Annotated in this window: 3 protein-coding genes; all 3 read left to right on the top strand. The window is 76.2% G+C overall.

All coding sequences use genetic code 11. The features are described 5' to 3' along the window. Positions 1-32: 32 nt before the first annotated feature. Genes ADK60_RS02630 through fabG form a run of 3 tightly spaced genes read left to right on the top strand, consistent with a single transcriptional unit; the run spans position 33 to position 17,436 of the window. On the top strand, positions 33-5,963 hold the full coding sequence (locus tag ADK60_RS02630; RefSeq protein ID WP_053642871.1) for a type I polyketide synthase: 5,931 nt from the start codon (positions 33-35) through the stop codon (positions 5,961-5,963). Positions 5,964-6,004: 41 nt separating this feature from the next. After that, complete coding sequence (locus tag ADK60_RS02625; RefSeq protein WP_053642869.1) at positions 6,005-16,648, top strand: non-ribosomal peptide synthetase; 10,644 nt, start codon at positions 6,005-6,007, stop codon at positions 16,646-16,648. A gap of 44 nt (positions 16,649-16,692) precedes the next feature. Then, complete coding sequence (gene fabG, locus ADK60_RS02620; RefSeq protein WP_053642867.1) at positions 16,693-17,436, top strand: 3-oxoacyl-ACP reductase FabG; 744 nt, start codon at positions 16,693-16,695, stop codon at positions 17,434-17,436. Positions 17,437-17,451: the final 15 nt, after the last annotated feature.

Below are 17,451 nucleotides of genomic sequence, written 5' to 3'. Positions count from 1 at the left end.
AGCGCGAAGTGAGAGAGCGACAGGTGGCCCCGATGCCGGAGATGTCCGAAGAACTCGACCAGATCGCCGTCGTGGGGATGGCCGGCCGCTTCCCCGGCGCCCCCGACGTCGACAGCTTCTGGAGGAACCTGGAGGAGGGCCGGGAGTCGATCGAGGTGCTCTCCGAGGCCGGACTGCGGGCCGCCGGGGTGGACCCGGAGGTGTCCGGCCGGGACGGCTACGTCCGGGCCAAGGGCGTGCTCGCCGGGGCCGACCGCTTCGACGCGGCCTTCTTCGGCTACAACCCGCGCGAGGCCGAGATCATGGACCCGCAGCACCGGGTGTTCCTGGAGTGCGCCTGGGAGGCGCTGGAGTCGGCCGGCTGCGTGCCGGAGGACTTCGAGGGCCGGATCGGCGTGTTCGCCGGCGCCGGGATGAACACCTATCTGCTGCACAACGTCACCGCCAACCGCCGGGTCTTCGAATCGGCGGGCCCGTACCAGACCCTGCTGGCCTCCGACAAGGACTTCCTGGCCACCCGGGTCGCCTACAAGCTGGGCCTGACCGGTCCGGCGCTGAGCGTGCAGACCGCGTGCTCGACCTCGCTCACCGCCGTCCACCTGGCCTGCCAGAGCCTGCTCAACGGCGAGTGCGACCTCGCCCTGGCCGGCGGGGTGTCGATCGGCTCCCCGCTGGAGCAGGGCTACCAGTACGAGCCGGGCGGCATCCTCTCCCCCGACGGGCACTGCCGGCCGTTCGACGCCTCGGCGGGCGGCACCGTGCCCGGCAACGGCGTCGGCGTGGTGGTGCTGCGCCGCCTGGCCGACGCGCGGCGCGACGGCGACCCGGTGGACGCCGTGGTGCTGGGCTCGGCGGTCAACAACGACGGTTCACTGAAGGCCGGTTACACCGCGCCGAGCGTGGACGGGCAGGCCGCGGTGGTCTCCGAGGCGCTGGCGATGGCCGGGGTCGACGCGGGCTCGGTCGGCTACGTGGAGACCCACGGCACCGGCACCGCGCTCGGCGACCCGATCGAACTCGCCGCGCTGACCCGGGCCTTCCGCGAGGACACCGAGGAGACCGGCTACTGCGCGATCGGCTCGGTGAAGAGCAACATCGGCCATCTGGACGCCGCCGCCGGGGTCGCCGCGCTGATCAAGACGGTGCTGGTGCTGCGGCACGAGGCCATCCCTGCCTCCCTGCACTTCACCAAGCCCAATCCCGAACTCGACCTGGACTCGGGGCCGTTCTTCGTCAACGACCGGCTGCGGCCGTGGCCCCGCGGGGAGCGGCCGCGCCGGGCCGGGGTCAGCTCCTTCGGCATCGGCGGCACCAATGTGCACCTGGTGCTGGAGGAGGCTCCCGCCCCCGCCTCCGCGCCTTCGGCCGAACTCGCCGACGAGGCCGCCGGGGAGGACACCGCCCCCGTCCTGCTGCCGCTGTCCGGCCGCACCGCCGAGGCCGTCGCCGAGGGCGCCCGACGGCTCGCCGACCACCTGGAGGCCCACCCCGGCCTGCGGCTCGACGACCTCGCCCACACCCTGACCCACCGCCGCCGCGCCTTCGGCCGCCGCGCCGCCCCGGTGGCCCTGGACCGGGCCGGGGCGGTGGCCGCACTGCGCGCCGTGACCCCCGCCGGCACCACCGAGGCCGCCGAGGGCGCCCGGGTGGCGTTCCTCTTCCCCGGCCAGGGCACCCAGTACGTCGACATGGCCCGCGGCCTGTACCGCCGGGAGCCGGTGTTCACCGCCGAACTCGACCGCTGCGCCGAGCTGTTCGCCGCCGAGCTGGGCGAGGACCCGCGCGCACTGCTGTTCCCCGACCCCGGGACGGCCGAGGCGGCGGCGGAGCGGCTGACCCGCACCGAGTACGCCCAGCCCGCGCTGTTCCTGGTCGAGTACGCGCTGGCGCAGCAGTGGACGGCCTGGGGCGTGCGGCCGGACGCGATGGTCGGCCACAGCGTCGGCGAGTACGTCGCCGCCTGCCTGGCGGGCGTCTTCGAACTGGCGGACGCGGTGCGGCTGGTGGCGACCCGGGGCCGGCTGGTCGCGGCGATGCCCGCCGGGTCGATGCTCACCGTGTTCCTGTCCGAACGGGAGCTCGCGCCCTGGCTGGCCGACGGCGCCGGCCTCGCCGTGGCCGCCCTCAACTCCACCGGGCTGAGCGTCGTCTCCGGCCCGGCCGACGCGGTGGACGGGCTGGAGCGCCGGCTCAAGGAGGCCGCCGTCCCCTGCCGTCGGCTGCACACCTCGCACGGCTTCCACTCCCCCGCCATGGACGGCGCCGTCGGCCCGCTGGTCGAGGCGGTCCGCGCGGTGCGGCCGAAGCCGCCGCTGATCCCGTTCTGCTCCAATGTCACCGGCACCTGGATCACCGAGCAGGAGGCGACCGACCCGGAGTACTGGGGCCGCCACCTGCGGCAGCCGGTCCGCTTCGCCGACGCCGCCGCGCTGCTGCTCGCCGACCCGTCCTGGGTGCTGCTGGAGGTCGGTCCCGGCCACACCCTCGGCGACTTCGTCCGCCGCCACGGCAGCTGGCAGGAGGGCCGGACGGTGGTCGGCTCGCTGCGCCACCCGCAGGAGCGGGAGGACGACGTGCTCCGGTTGCGCCGGGGCCTCGGCGAACTGTGGAGCGCGGGCGTGCCGGTCGACCGGGACGTCCTGCGGCCGGGCGCCGACGGGCGGGTGCTGCGGCTGCCCGGCTACGCCTTCCAGCGGCAGCGCTACTGGGTGGAGCCGGACCGCGCCGCCGCGGCCGACCCGACGGCCACCGGCGGCACGCCCGGGCAGGCGGCCGGGCCGGTCCCGGTCGAGGACTGGTTCCGCACCCCCGGCTGGCGGCGCCTCGCCCCGTCGACCGCAAGCACCCCCGGCACCCCCGACGGCGGGCCGCTGTGGGTGGTGCTCGGCGACGGCACCGGCCTCGGCGCCGCGCTGGCCGGGCGGCTGGCCGAGGGGGGCGCCGCCGTGGTCCGGGTCGGCGCCACCGACGGCTCGGGGCGCACCGACGGGCTGCGCGTCCCCGGTCCGCACGCCCGCGGCGCGAACGCCTGGTCGCTGGACCCGGACGACCGCGCGCAGGCCGCCGAACTGCTCGGCGCGCTGGACCTCCGGGGCGCGACCTCGCTGCGCCTGGTGCACCTGTTCAGCCTCGGTGACGACCTGTCCGACGGCGACGTCCTGGAGGGCGAGGCGCTGGACGAGGCCCGGCTGAACGCCGCCCGCCGGCTCGGCCTGGACAGCCTGGCCGCCCTCGCCCAGGCCCTCACCGACACCCGCCCCGCCGTCCCGGTCACCCTGGACGTGCTCTGCCGGGGCGTCCACAGCGTCACCGGCGAGGAGCCGCTGCGGCCCGAGCAGGCCCTGCTGGCCGGACCCTGCACGGTGATCCCCCAGGAGCTGCCGGACGTCGACTGCCGTCTGCTGGACGTCACCGGCACCGACCCGGCCGCCCCGGCGGAGGAGGCGGTGCGCGCCGTGCACCGGCTGCTGCTGCGCGACCCCGGGGAACGCGAGCTGGCGCTGCGCGGCCGGCACTGGTGGGTGCGCGACTTCGACCCGCTCCCGCTCCCGGCCGGAGACTCGGCCGACACCACCGACACCGCCGACACCACCGACACCGACCGTCCGGCGCACCCCCGCGACGGCGGCGTCTACCTGGTCACCGGCGGCCTCGGCGGAGTCGGCCTGGCCCTCGCCGAGCAGCTGGCCGAGGGCGTGCGGGAGCCGGTCCTCGGCCTGCTCGGCCGCTCCGACTTCCCCGCCGAGGAGGACTGGCCGGCCTGGCTGGAGGCGCACGGCGAGCAGGACCCGACCGGCGCCCGGATCCGCCGGCTCACCCGGCTCCGGGAGCGCGGCGCACGGATCGCGCTGCTGCGGGCCGACGTCACCGACGAGCGCGAACTCGGCGCCGCGCTGGCCGCCCTGCGCGCGCGGTTCGGCCCGCTGAACGGCGTGGTGCACGCGGCCGGGGCCCCGTCCACCGGCATGCTCGCCCGCCGGACCCGGGCGGACGCCGACGCGGTCCTGGCGGCGAAGACCGTCGGCACCCTGCTGCTGGACCGGCTGTGCGCCGACGACCCGCTGGACTTCCTGCTGCTCTGCTCCTCGGTCAGCGCCGTCCTCGGCGGCCCCGGCCAGAGCGACTACGGCGCGGCCAACGCCTTCCTGGACGCCTTCGCCCAGTGGCGGCGCCGGCAGGGCCGCCCGGTGACGGCGCTCGGCTGGGGCACCTGGGAGGGCGTCGGCATGGCCGCCGGACTCACCGGCCGGGCGGCCGCCGCCGGACCGGAGACCGGCCACCCGCTGCTGCGCCCGGTCCGCGCCGAGGGCACCACCGTCGTCTTCGAGACGGTGCTCTCCACCGCGGACAGCTGGATCGTCGACGACCACCGGCTGATGGGCCACGGCCTGGTGCCGGGCACCGCCTACCTCGAACTCGTCCGGGCCGCGCTGGCCGGGCAGGCCGGGGAGCGCGAGATCGAGCTGCACGACGTGCTGTTCATGACGCCCGTGATCGTCCCCGACGGGCAGACCCGGACGGTGTTCACCTCGATCGAGGAGCGGGACGGCCGCCCGCACTTCACCGTCCGCAGCCGCCCGGCGGCGGACGCGCCGTGGCGCGAGCACGCGACCGGCTCGGCCTCGTTCCACGAGCGCGGCCCGGACGTCGTCCGCGACCTGGCCGAGGTGGCGGAGCGCTGCGAGGTGACGGAGGTCCTGGAGACCGAGGCCGAGATCCGCCGCCGGCTCGGGGTGGAGCGCTTCGAGGAGGGCGGCGGGCCGCTGCGGTTCTGGTTCGGACCGCGCTGGCAGGTGCTGAAGACCATCCGCACCGGCGGCCGGCGGATGCTCGCCACCCTCCGGCTGGACGACGCCTTCCTGGCCGACCTGGCGGACTACCCGCTGCACCCGGCCCTGCTCGACATGGCCGGCGGCGTCTTCCGGCTGCACGCCGAGGACCCGTACTACCTGCCGCTGACCTACCGCAGCCTGCGGATCCTGCACCCGCTGACCGGCACGGTGGAGGTCGCCGTGGAGATCAAGCACCCGGCCGGGTCGACCGGGGAGACCCTCACCTGCGACCTCGAACTCCTGGACCCGGACGGCCGGTTGCTGGTCCAGGTGACCGACTTCACGGTCAAGCGGATCAACGACGTCGAGGCGCTGCTGACCCAGATCGGGCAGACCGTCGCGGAGGCCGAGGCGGCCGGCGCGGACGCCGGGGCAGGTACCGGATTCGGCTCGACCGGGGCCGGTTCCGCCGGTTCCGCCGGTTCTGCCGGGGCGCTGGCCGCGCTCGCCGAGGGCTTCGGCGAGCCGGAGGGCCGGGCCGCGTTCGCCCGGGTGCTGGCGCAGCCCGAACTCCCCGCCCAACTGGTCGTCACCCCGCAGGACTTCACCGCACTGCGGCGACTGGCCCGCTCGATCACCCCGGCACTGCTGGCCCGCGAGCTGGAGCAGCTGGCCCCGCTCGGCGGCAGCCACCCCCGGCCCGAGCTGGCGACCCCGTTCGTGGCGCCCGCCACCGAGCGGGAGGAGGCCGTCGCGGCGCTCTGGCGGGAGGTCCTGGGCGTCGAGGAGGTCGGTGTGCACGACGACTTCTTCGCCCTGGGCGGCCATTCGCTGGCCGCCGTGCAGATCAACACCCGGATCCGGAGCCGCTTCGGCACCGAACTCGACCTGCGGGACTTCTTCCACTCCCCCACCGTCGCCCACACCGTCGACCTGCTGGACGGGGGCGGGGGAACCGGGGGCGGCGACGGGGACACCATCGAGGCCCTGAGCCGTGCCGGGAACGGCGGAGAACCCGGTCACGAGGACCTCGTCGACGACGAACCGGACGACCTGGACAGCCCGGACGAGCTGGACGACCTCGACGGCCTGTCCGACGAAGAAGTGGAGGCCCGCCTCCAGGCCCTGCTCGCCGAAGAGACCGCCGAGGAGACCGCCGAGGGCCGCACCGACCGGGGGGACCAGGAATGAGCGCCCGCGACACCCACGGAACACCCGAGGACGGACGTGCGATGACCACCCCCGACCCCGCGACGCTCTCCGCCGCCGAGAAGCGCGCGCTCCTCGCCGAACGCCTGCGCCGCAAGAGGGCCGCCCGGCCCCGGGAGCACCGGTTCCCGGCCTCCTTCCCGCAGCAGCGGATGTGGTTCCTGGACCAGCTGACGCCGGGCGACACCGCCTACAACGTCTGCGGCGCCACCCGGATCCGCGGCCCGCTCGACCTGGACCTCTGGCGGCGCGCCGTCTCCGCGATCGCCCGGCGCCACGAGGCGCTGCGCACCACCTTCCGGGCGGTGGACGGCGAGCCAGTCCAGGTGGTCACCGAGGGCGCCGAGCCCGGCTTCGCCGTCGTGCCGTGCGAGCACCTGGCCGGTCCGGACGGCGAGGAGGGCGTGCACGCCCTGGCCCGGGAGGAGTTCGCCCGCCCGTTCGACCTGGCCACCGGCCCGCTGGTGCGGATGCGCTTCCTGCGGCTCGCCGACGACGAGCACGTCCTGCTGCTGACCATCCACCACATCGCCGGCGACCTCTGGTCCACCTCGGTGTTCCTGGACGAGCTGGTCACGCTCTACGGCGCCTACGCGGGCGGCACCGAGCCCGCGCTGCCCGAACTGCCCATCCAGTACGCCGACTACGCGGTGTGGCAGCGCAAGCGGCTGGACGGGGACGGCGCGCGGGCCGACCTGGAGTACTGGAAGCGCACGCTCGACGGGGCCCCGGCCGCCCTGGAACTGCCCACCGACCGGCCCCGACCGCCCGTGCAGAGCACCCGAGGCGGCTCCCGCCCGTTCGCCCTGTCCGCCGAACTGATGGACCAGGTACGGGAGTTCAGCCGGGCCGAGGGCGTCACCCCGTTCATGACCCTGCTCGCCGCCTTCCAGGTGCTGCTGCACCGCTACACCCGGGAGGAGGACGTGGTCGTCGGCGTGCCGGTCGCCAACCGCGGCCGCCCCGAGGTCGAGCGGCTGATCGGCTACTTCGCCAATATGCTGGCGCTGCGCACCGACCTCTCGGGCGCGCCGTCCTTCCGTGAACTGCTGGGCCGGGTACGGCCGGTGTGCCTGGGTGCGTTCGCCCACCAGGAGCTGCCGTTCGAGCGGCTGGTGGAGGAACTGCACCCGCGCCGGGACCTCTCCCGCACCCCCGTGTTCCAGGTCTCCTTCGTGTTCCAGAACATCGCGATGCCCTCCTTCGACGTGGCGGGACTGCACCTGGAGCCGATCGAGGTGGCCGGCAGCACCGCCCGCTTCGACCTCGAACTCCAGGTCTTCGACCGCCCGGAGGGCCTGAGCGGCCGCTTCGAGTACAACAGCGACCTGTTCGACGCCGCCACCGTCGACCAACTGGCCTGCCATCTGCGGCTGTTGGTGGATCAGCTGCTCGCCGAACCCGACCGCCCGGTGGGCGCGGTGCCGATGCTCGCGGCGGAGGAGGAGCGGCGGCTGCGCGAGCAGGGCAACGACACCCGCCGGGACTGGCCCGACCGGGCCCCGGTGCACCGCCTGTTCGCCGAGCAGGCCGCCCGCACCCCGGCGGCCGAGGCGGTGCGCTGCGGCGCCGAGGCGCTGGACTACGCGGAGCTGGACCGGCGCTCCGACCGGCTGGCCCGCCGCCTCCGCCGGCAGGGCGTGGGCCGGGACGTCCTGGTGGGCGTGTGCACCGAGCGCTCGGTCGACCTGGTGGTGGCGCTGCTGGCGGTACTGAAGTCGGGCGGCGCGTTCGTCCCGATCGACCCGGAGTTCCCGCCGGAGCGGATCGCGTACATGCTGGCCGACTCCGGCCTGCCGGTGCTGCTCACCCAGCGGCCGGTGGCGGAGCGGCTGCCCGCGACCGCCGCCGAGGTGCTCTGCCTGGACGAGCCCGACGAGGAGCGACCCGGGCACGCGAAGGACGAGACCGCCCCTGTCACCGGGGAGGACGACCTCGCCTACGTCATCTACACCTCCGGCTCGACCGGGCGACCCAAGGGCGTGCAGGTCCCGCACCGGGCGCTGGCCAACTTCCTGCGCTCGATGCGGGAACGCCCGGGCCTGACGGCCGAGGACACCCTGCTCGCCGTCACCACCCACTCCTTCGACATCTCGCTGCTGGAACTGCTGCTCCCGCTGGTCACCGGCGCCCGGGTGGTGGTCGCCGAGCGCGGCGCGGCCGCCGACGGCGAGCAGCTGTCCCGGCTGCTGGCCGCCTCCGGGGCGAGCGTCGTCCAGGCCACCCCGTCCACCTGGCGGATGCTGCTGGACGCGGGCTGGCCGGGCGCGCCCGGGCTGAAGGCGCTGGCGGGCGGCGAGGCACTGCCCGCCGAACTGGCCCGGCGGCTGCGGGCCGGCGGGGTGGAGCTGTGGAACATGTACGGGCCCACCGAGACCACCATCTGGTCGGCGGTGGCCGAGGTCGGGGACGGGCCGATCGCGATCGGCGCGCCGATCGCCAACACCGAGCTGCACGTGCTCGACGAGCAGGGCCGGCTGACACCGCCCGGCGTGCCCGGCGAGCTGTACATCGGCGGCGCCGGCCTGGCCCGGGGCTACCTGGGCCGGCCGGAGCTGACCGCCGAACGGTTCGTCCCGCACCCGTTCGGGGCGGGCCCGCAGGACCGGCTGTACCGCACCGGGGACCTGGTGCGCCGTCGGCGGGACGGCGGCATCGAGTTCCTCGGGCGGCTGGACCACCAGGTGAAAGTGCGGGGCTTCCGGATCGAGCTCGGCGAGATCGAGAGCGAGCTGGCCCGGCGGCCCGAGGTCGGCCACGCGGTGGTGACGGTCCGGGAGGACGTCCCCGGTGACCAGCGGCTGGTGGCGTACGTGGTACCGGCGGCCGACGGGGGCTCCGGCCCGGCGGAGGAGTGGCCGGACCAGGTCGAGGAATGGCGCCGGATCTGGGACACCGCCTACGACGACCCGGACGACGGCCCCGCCACCACCACGGCCCCCGCCGCCGGTATTCCGGCCGAGGACCTGCGCGGCTGGAACAGCAGCTACACCGGGGAGCCGATCCCGGCCGGGGAGATGCGCGAGTGGGCCGACCGCACCGCCGAGCGGGTGCTCGGCCTGCGCCCCCGCTCGGTGCTGGAGATCGGCTGCGGCACCGGCCTGATCCTCCAGCGGGTCGCCCCGAAGGTCGAGCACTACTCGGGCACCGACATCTCCGAGGTCGCCCTCACCGGCCTGCGCGAGGTCGTCGACGGCGCCGGTGACACCCTCGGCGAGGTCGCGCTGCACCTCTGCGCGGCCGACCGGCTCGACCGGCTGCCCGCGCGGCTCTTCGACGTGATCGTGCTCAACTCGGTGGTCCAGTACTTCCCGGACGAGCGCTACCTGCTGCGGGTGATCGAGGGCGCGCTGCCCCGGCTCGCGCCGGGCGGCTCGCTGTTCCTCGGCGACATCCGCAGCCTGCCGCTGCTGGAGTCCTTCCACCTGTCGGTCCAGCTCGCCCACGCCGAACCGGGCCTGCCGCCCGCCCAGTTGTTCGCCCGGACCCGCCGCCGCCTGGCCGAGGACGAGGAACTCGTCTTCGACCCCGCGCTGTTCACCGCGCTGCCGAGCCGCTTCCCGGCCGTCCGCGAGGTCCGGGTGCTGCCCAAGCGGGCCGCCGCCGCCAATGAGCTGACGCGCTTCCGCTACGACGTCGTCCTCACCACCGCACCGGCCGCCACCGCACCGGACGCCACCGCCGCACCGGACGCCACCGCCGCGCCGGAGGCCACCGCCGCGCCGGAGGCCCCGCCGGTGGACCCGCTGGACTGGACCGCCGAGGGCCTGACCGTGGCCGCGCTGCGCGAGCGGCTGGCGACCTGGCGGCCCGCGCTGCTCGCCGTCCGCGGCGTGCCCAACTCCCGGCTCCGCGAGCTCGCCGACACCCTCGGGCGGCTCGCCGAAGACCCCGAACCGCCCGCGGACCGGCCCGAGGCCGTGGACCCCGAGGAGCTCTGGGCCCTCGGCGAGGCGCTCGGCTACCGGATCGACCTCGACTGGTCCGAGCACGGCCCGGACGGCGCGCTCACCCTGCTCGCCCGCCGCCTCGACGCCGACGGCGGGCCCGCGTCCCTCGTCCCGAGCAGCGTCCCGCCGCCTGCGACGGAGCCGGACTGGGGCCGCCTCGTCAACGGCACCCGGCGCCGGCTCGCCCGCCGCCTCGTCCCGCTGCTGCGCTCCGCCCTGGCCGAACGCCTGCCCGGCTACATGGTCCCCTCGGCGTTCGTCCTGCTGGACGCGCTGCCGCTGACCCCCAACGGCAAGACCGACCGCAAGGCGCTGCCCGCGCCCGACGGCGACCGCCGCGACCTCGACGCGGTGTACGTCGCCCCGCGCGACGAGCGCGAGGAGGCGCTCTGCGCGCTGTTCGCCAAGGTGCTCGGGGTGCCGGCGGTCGGCGTCCACGACAGCTTCTTCGACCTGGGCGGCCACTCGCTGCTCGCCACCCGGCTGGTCTCCCAGATCCGGGCCGCCCTGGGCGCCGAGGTCCAGGTCCGGGCGCTGTTCGAGACCCCGACGGTGGCCGGACTGGCCGACCGCCTCGCCGCCGACACCGCCGACGGCGCCGACCGGGCCCCCGGGGCGCCCCGCCCGGCACTGGCCCCCGAGCCCCGGCCCGCCGAACTGCCGCTGTCCTTCGCCCAGCGCCGGCTGTGGTTCCTCGACCGGCTGGAGGGCCCCTCCGCCACCTACAACATCCCGATGGCGGTGCGGCTGACCGGCCCCCTGGACGCCGACGCCCTGCGGGCCGCGCTCGCCGACGTGGTGGAGCGGCACGAGGCGCTGCGCACCGTCTTCCCCGACACCGGCGGGGTGCCGCGGCAGCACGTCCTCGACCCGGCCGCCGCCCGCCCGGTGCTGACCGTGACCGCACCACCGGAGGCCGGGACCGCCGCAGCCGTCCGCGCCGCCGCGCGGCACACCTTCGACCTCGCCCACCGGATCCCGCTGCACGCCGAGCTGCTGGTGCACGGCCCGGAGCGGCACACCCTCGTCCTGGTGGTGCACCACATCGCCGCCGACGGCTGGTCCGTCGCCCTGCTCGGACGCGACCTCGCCACCGCCTACACCGCGCGCCTCGGCGGCCGCCCGCCGCAGTGGGCGCCGCTGCCGGTCCAGTACGCCGACTACACCCTGTGGCAGCACCGGCTGCTCGGCGGCCAGGACGACCCGGACAGCCTGCGCAACACCCAACTCGCCTACTGGCGCGAGGCCCTGGCCGGACTGCCGGAGCGGATCGCGCTGCCCGCCGACCGCCCGCACCCGGCCTCGGCCACCCACCGCGGCGGCACCGTCGCCCTGCGCTGGGACGCCGAGCTGCACACCGCCGTCGCCACGCTGGCGCGCCGGCACGACGCCAGCGAGTTCATGGTCGTGCACGCGGCCCTGGCCGCCCTGCTGCACCGGCTCGGCGCCGGGGACGACATCCCGGTCGGCGCGACCGTCGCCGGCCGTACCGACGCCGCCACCGAGGACCTGGTCGGCTTCTTCGTCAACACCCTGGTGCTGCGCGCCGACCTGTCGGGGGCGCCGACCTTCCGCGAGCTGCTGGCCCGGGTCCGCGAACGCGGCCTGGACGGGTACGCCCACCAGGACGTCCCGTTCGAGTTCCTGGTGGACGCGCTGCGCCCGGCCCGCTCCACCGCGCACCACCCGCTGTTCCAGGTGCTGCTGGCCTGGCAGAACGTCCCGGACGCGGTGCTCGGGCTGCCCGGTCTGGCCGAGCAGGCCGTACCGGTGGACAGCGGCGGGGCCCGGATGGACCTGGTGTTCTCGCTGACCGGCCGCCGTGCCCCCGGCGACGGCGCGCCCGCCGGGATCGACGGCGTGGTGGAGTACAACGCCGACGTCTTCGACCCGGCCACCGTGGAGCTGCTGGCCGAACGCCTGCGGCGGATGCTGCTGGCGGTGTGCGCCGCACCGGACCGCCCGGTCGCCGGGGCCGAGCTGCTCTCCCCCGACGAGCGGCAGCGGCTGCTGACCGACTGGGCCGGCACCGCCCCCGCGCCGTCCACCAAGATCGCGCCCCCCGCCACCCTGCCCGCGCTGTTCGAGGCCCAGGTGGCCCGCACCCCCGACCGGACCGCCGTCGTCGACCCCGGGCGGGAGCTGACCTACGCGCAGCTGGACGCCGAGGCCAACCGGCTGGCCCAGCTGCTGATCGCCCGCGGCGCGGGCCCGGAGCGGCCGGTCGCGGTGGCGCTGGGGCGCTCGGCCCGGTCGGTGGTGGCCATGCTCGCCGTGGTCAAGGCCGGTTCCGCCTACCTGCCGGTCGACCCCGACTACCCGGCGGCGCGGATCGCCTTCCTGCTCGACGACGCCCGCCCGGTGCTGCTGCTGACCGACGGCGGGTCGGCCGCCGCGCTGCCGGAGGGCGAGGTCCCGGTGCTGCGGCTGGACCTTCCCGAGGTGCTCGCGGAACTGGCCGCCCGGCCCGCCGTCGCACCGACCGACGCCGACCGGACCGAGCCGCTGACCCCGGCGCACGCGGCGTACATCATCTACACCTCGGGCTCCACCGGCACCCCCAAGGGCGTGCTGGTCACCCACACCGGCATCCCCGGCCTGGTCGCGGCGCAGGCCGAGGGCTTCGGGCTGGACGAGCACAGCCGGGTGCTGCAGTTCGCCTCGCCGAGCTTCGACGCCTCGGTGGCGGAGCGCTGCGACGCGCTGCTGACCGGCGCCGCGCTGGTGGTCGTCCCCAAGGAGGACCTGCTCCCCGGCGAGCCGCTGACCCGGACCTGCGAGCGCTACGGCGTGACCAATGCGACCCTGCCGCCCAGTGTGCTGGCCGCCGTGCCGGAGGGCGGGCTGCCCGCCGGGCTGTCCCTGGTGGTCGCGGGCGAGTCCTGCCCGGCCGCACTGGCCGACCGCTGGTCGGCGCACCGGCGGATGGTCAACGCCTACGGGCCGACCGAGACCACGGTGTGCGCCACCCTGACCGGGCCGCTGGTGCCCGGCGCCGGTGCCCCGCCGGTCGGCCGCCCGATCGCGGGCGCCCGGGTGTACGTGCTGGACGAAGGGCTGCGGCCGGTGCCCGCCGGTGTGCCCGGCGAGCTGTTCGTGGCGGGCACCGGGCTGGCCCGCGGCTATCTGGGCCGGCCCGGGCTGACCGCGCGCCGCTTCCTGCCCGACCCGTTCGGCGCGCCCGGCACCCGGATGTACCGGACCGGGGACCTCGTCCGGTGGCGGGCGGACGGCCGGCTGGACTTCCTCGGCCGCACCGACCACCAGGTGAAGCTCCGGGGCTTCCGGATCGAGCTGGGCGAGATCGAGTCCGCGCTGTCCGCCCACCCGGACGCCGCCCGGGCCGTGGTGACGGTCCGGGAGGACCGGCCGGGACAGCGCGCCCTGGTCGGCTACCTGGTGCCCCGGCCGGGGGCGGCGCCGGACCCGGCGGCGGTGCGGGCCGCGCTCGCCGCCGAGCTGCCGCCGTACCTGGTCCCGGCCGCCGTGGTGGTGCTCGCCGAGCTGCCGCTCACCGCCAACGGCAAGGTGGACCGCGACCGGCTGCCCGCCCCGGGCTTCGCCCCGGGCGCCGGATCCGGCCGGCCGCGCACCCCGGTCGAGGAGACCCTGTGCGCGATCTTCGCCGAGGTGCTCGGACTGCCCGAGGTCGGCACCGGGGACGGCTTCTTCGACCTCGGCGGTGACAGCATCCAGGCGATCCAGGTGGTCTCCCAGGCCCGGAGCGCCGGGCTGGTGATCAGTGCCCGGGACGTCCTGGCCCATCAGTCGGTGGGCGCGCTGGCGGCCGTGGCCGTCGCCGCGGACGGGGCGGCCGGGCCCGAGGACTCCGGCGTCGGTACCGTCGGACCCACCCCGATCACCGAGTGGCTGCGCGAACTGGACACCCCGATCGGCGAGTTCAGCCAGGAGGCGGTGATCGCCCTGCCGCCGTCCGGCGTGCTGGACCTGCCGCGGCTCACCGCCGCGCTCCAGGCGCTGGTGGACCACCACGCCGGGCTGCGCTCCCGGCTGACCGCGGGGCCGGACGGCCGCTGGGGGCTGGAGACCGGCCCGGTCGGCTCGGTGCGGGTCGCCGACCACCTGGTCCGGACGGACGCGGCCGGAGCGGACCCCGAGCAGCTTCGGGCGCTGACCGCCGCCGGGGCCGCCGCCGCCCGCCGCCTGCTGGACCCGGCCGCCGGGGTGATGCTCCGGGCGGTCTGGCTGGACGCCGGGGAGCACAGGCCCGGCCGGCTGCTGCTGGTCCTGCACCACCTGGTGGTGGACGGCGTCTCCTGGCGGATCCTGCTGCCGGACCTCCGGGCCGCCGGCGAGGCCGTGCTCGCGGGCCGTCCGGTGCTGCTGGCGCCGGTCGGCACCTCGGTGCGGCGCTGGTCCGAGCTGCTGGCCGCCGAGGCCGCGGCCCCGCACCGGCTGGCCGAACTCCCCGACTGGCAGCGGCTGCTGACCGGAACCCCGGCGCTGCTGCCCACTGCCGACACGGCCACCGGAGCAGTCACCGGCACCGGGCGGCTGGTCCTCACCCTCCCGCCCGAGGACACCGCCGCACTGCTCGGCACCGCCCCCGGCGCCTTCCACACCGGTGTGCAGGAAGTGCTGCTGGCCGCCTTCGGCATCGCCCTGGAGGAGTGGCGCCGCCGCCGCGCGCCGCTGGACCCGCCGGCCGACGGCGTCCTGGTCTCCGTGGAGAACCACGGCCGCCAGGAGGACCTCGCCGACGGCGTCGACCTGTCCCGCACCGTGGGCTGGTTCACCAGCGTCCAGCCGGTCCGGCTCGCCCCCGGCCCGCTGAGCTGGCCCCGGGTCACCGAGGCCGGGACCGAGCTGGCCGCCGCCGTCGTCCGGATCCGGGAACAGCTGGCCGCACTGCCCGGCGACGGCCTCGGCCACGGGCTGCTGCGTCGGCTCAACCCCGCGACCGCCCCGGCACTGGCCGAACTGCCCGCCCCGCAGGTCGCGTTCAACTACCTCGGGCGCTTCGCCGACGCCGGCCCGGACACCCCCTGGGCACCGGTCACCGCCGACGCGGCACTCGCCCTGGGCGACCCGGACGCCCCGGTCGGCCTGCTCACCCACCCCGTGGAGCTGAACGCCGTCACCTACGACAGCCCCGACGGCCCCCGGCTGGCGGCCGGCTGGACCTGGGCCCAGGGCGCGCTGACCGAGCCCGAGGTTCGCGAACTGGCCGAGACCTGGTTCGCCGCCCTCAGGGCCGTGACCGGCTGCGCCGCCCTGCCTGGTGCCGGCGGTCCGCCGCCCGCGCGGGACGCCGACCGCCGACGGCGCCGACCCGCCCGGACCGGCGGTCTCGTGCCGCCGGCCGACCGCACCCACGGCGTGCCGCTGTCCTTCGCCCAGCTGGACATCGTCCACCAGCCCGTCGACCCGGAGTCCTCGCACCACAACGTCATCACCGCGACCGTCCTCACCGGCACCCTCGACCCGGCGGCGCTGCGGGCGAGCCTCGACGCGATCGTGCAGCGCCACGAGGCGCTGCGGACCAGGATCGTCGAGGACGGGCCCGGCGACTGGCGCCAGTTCGCCGACCCCGTCGGCGGCTGGCCGCTCGCCGCCGTCGACCTGCGCGAGCAGCCCGCCGCCGACCGCCGGGAGGCGGTGCGCCGACTGGTCGCGGCCGAGGTGGACCGCCCGTTCCGGCTGGCCGAGGGCCCGTTGGTGCGGGGCACCCTGATCGCCACCGCCCCCGGCGAGTGGGTGCTGGTGCTGGTGCTGCACCACATCGTGGTCGACCTGTGGTCCTACGCGCTGCTGGGGCGCGAGCTGGGCGAGCTGTACGCGGCCCGGGTGCTGGGCCGCGAACCGCGGCTGCCCGCGCCGTCCGTCCAGTACCCGGACTGGGCCGCCTGGCAGCGGCGGCGGCTCGCGGACGGTGTGCTCGACGAGCACCTCGCCCACTGGGAGGGGCTGTTGGCGGACCTGCCGGCGCTGCCCCGGTTCGAGGCGCCGGAGCACCAGCGGGCCGAGGCCGTCACCGGGTACACCAGCGGCTTCGTGCTGGAGCCCGCGATCGCCTCGGCCCTCAAGGAGGCGGCGCAGCGCGAGGGCGTGACACTGTTCATGCTGCTGCTGACCGGCTTCCACCTCCTGCTGCAGAGCTATGCGCGGGGCGAGGCACCGGGGGAAGAACCTGGCGGTGACCTCGCGGTCGGCTTCCCGCTGGCCGGTCGGGAGCACCCGCAGACCGAGCAGATGATCGGCTTCTTCATCAACCCGGTCGTGGTCCGCCCCCGCCCGGCCGCCGACGCGACCGTGCGCGAGCTGCTGGCCGCCGTCCGGGCCGGCGTCCTGGACGCCCATCTGCACCAGGAGGTCCCGCTGCGGCAGCTCCGCAAGGACGCCGGGGAGGACCACAACCCGCTGCGGCTGCTGTTCAACCTGCTGAACGTCGCCGGCGACCCGCTGGACCTGCACGGCCTCACGGCGGCGCCGCTGAGCCTCGACGTCGGCGACGCCGAGGTGATCCCGGAGCTGGTCACCGAGATGCGCCCGCACAACGCCGACCTCTACCTGATGATGCACGAGTCCGAGGCCGGGCTGCGCGGCCTGTGGCTGTACTCGCCGGACCGGATCGACCCGGAGTCGATGGCAGCCATGATGCGCCAGTGGCCGTTCGTACTGGAGCTGTTGACGCACCGGCCGGACCTGCCGCTGACCGAGCTGCGGCGCCGCGTCCGCGACCGCGCCACGGGCTGACCCGCCCGCCTGCCTCCCGCGCTTCCCGACCCGAAAGGCCTTCGATGAACCGCACCGCCACCCCCGTCGCACTGATCACCGGCGGCACCCGCGGCATCGGCCGCGCCACCGCCCTGCGACTCGCCGAGGACGGCTACGACATCGCCCTCTGCTACAGCGCCGACACCGAGTCCGCCCGTTCCCTGGAGAAGGAGCTGCTGGACCTCGGCCGCACCGCCTACGTCCGCCGGACCGACGTCGCGGACGCCGAGGCCGTCCGCGACCTGGTGGACGGCGCCGAGGACGCGCTCGGCCCGATCACCGCGCTGGTCGCCTCGGCGGCGATCCTCCGCGACACCCCGCTGCTGCTGATGGAGGACCAGGACTGGCAGGACGTGCTCCAGGTCAACCTCAGCGGCGTCTACCACGCCTGCCGTGCGGTCGTCGACGGCATGGTGCTGCGCCGCCACGGCGCCATCGTCAACCTGTCCTCCGTCGCCGGGATCTGCGGCAACCCCGGGCAGACCAACTACGCGGCGACCAAGGCCGGCATCATCGGCTTCACCCGCTCGCTGGCCCAGGAGGTCGGCCGCTACGGCATCCGCGCCAACGCGGTCGCCCCCGGCTACATCGACACCGACCTGGTCGCGCAGCTGCCCGAGGAGGCCGTCGAGCGGTCGCTCGAACAGGTCGCCCTGCGCCGCCTCGGCCGCCCGGAGGAGGTGGCCGACCTGGTCGCCTTCCTGCTCTCCGACCGGGCGAGCTACCTCACCGGCGAGGTCCTCCGGATCGACGGCGGCTTCCGCTGACCCGACCGGCCGACC

It is taken from the genome of Streptomyces sp. XY431 (genome assembly GCF_001279805.1).
In the GTDB taxonomy this organism is placed as follows: domain Bacteria; phylum Actinomycetota; class Actinomycetes; order Streptomycetales; family Streptomycetaceae; genus Kitasatospora; species Kitasatospora purpeofusca.
Note: the sequence above shows the minus strand (reverse complement) of the source record. Positions and strands in the feature narration are given on the sequence as shown.

Excerpts from the sequence above, each read along its gene's own strand:
- ADK60_RS02630 (WP_053642871.1), top strand. The coding sequence starts at position 33 with ATGCCGGAGATGTCCGAAGAACTCGACCAGATCGCCGTCGTGGGGATG.
- ADK60_RS02625 (WP_053642869.1), top strand. The coding sequence starts at position 6,005 with ATGACCACCCCCGACCCCGCGACGCTCTCCGCCGCCGAGAAGCGCGCG.
- fabG (WP_053642867.1), top strand. The coding sequence starts at position 16,693 with ATGAACCGCACCGCCACCCCCGTCGCACTGATCACCGGCGGCACCCGC.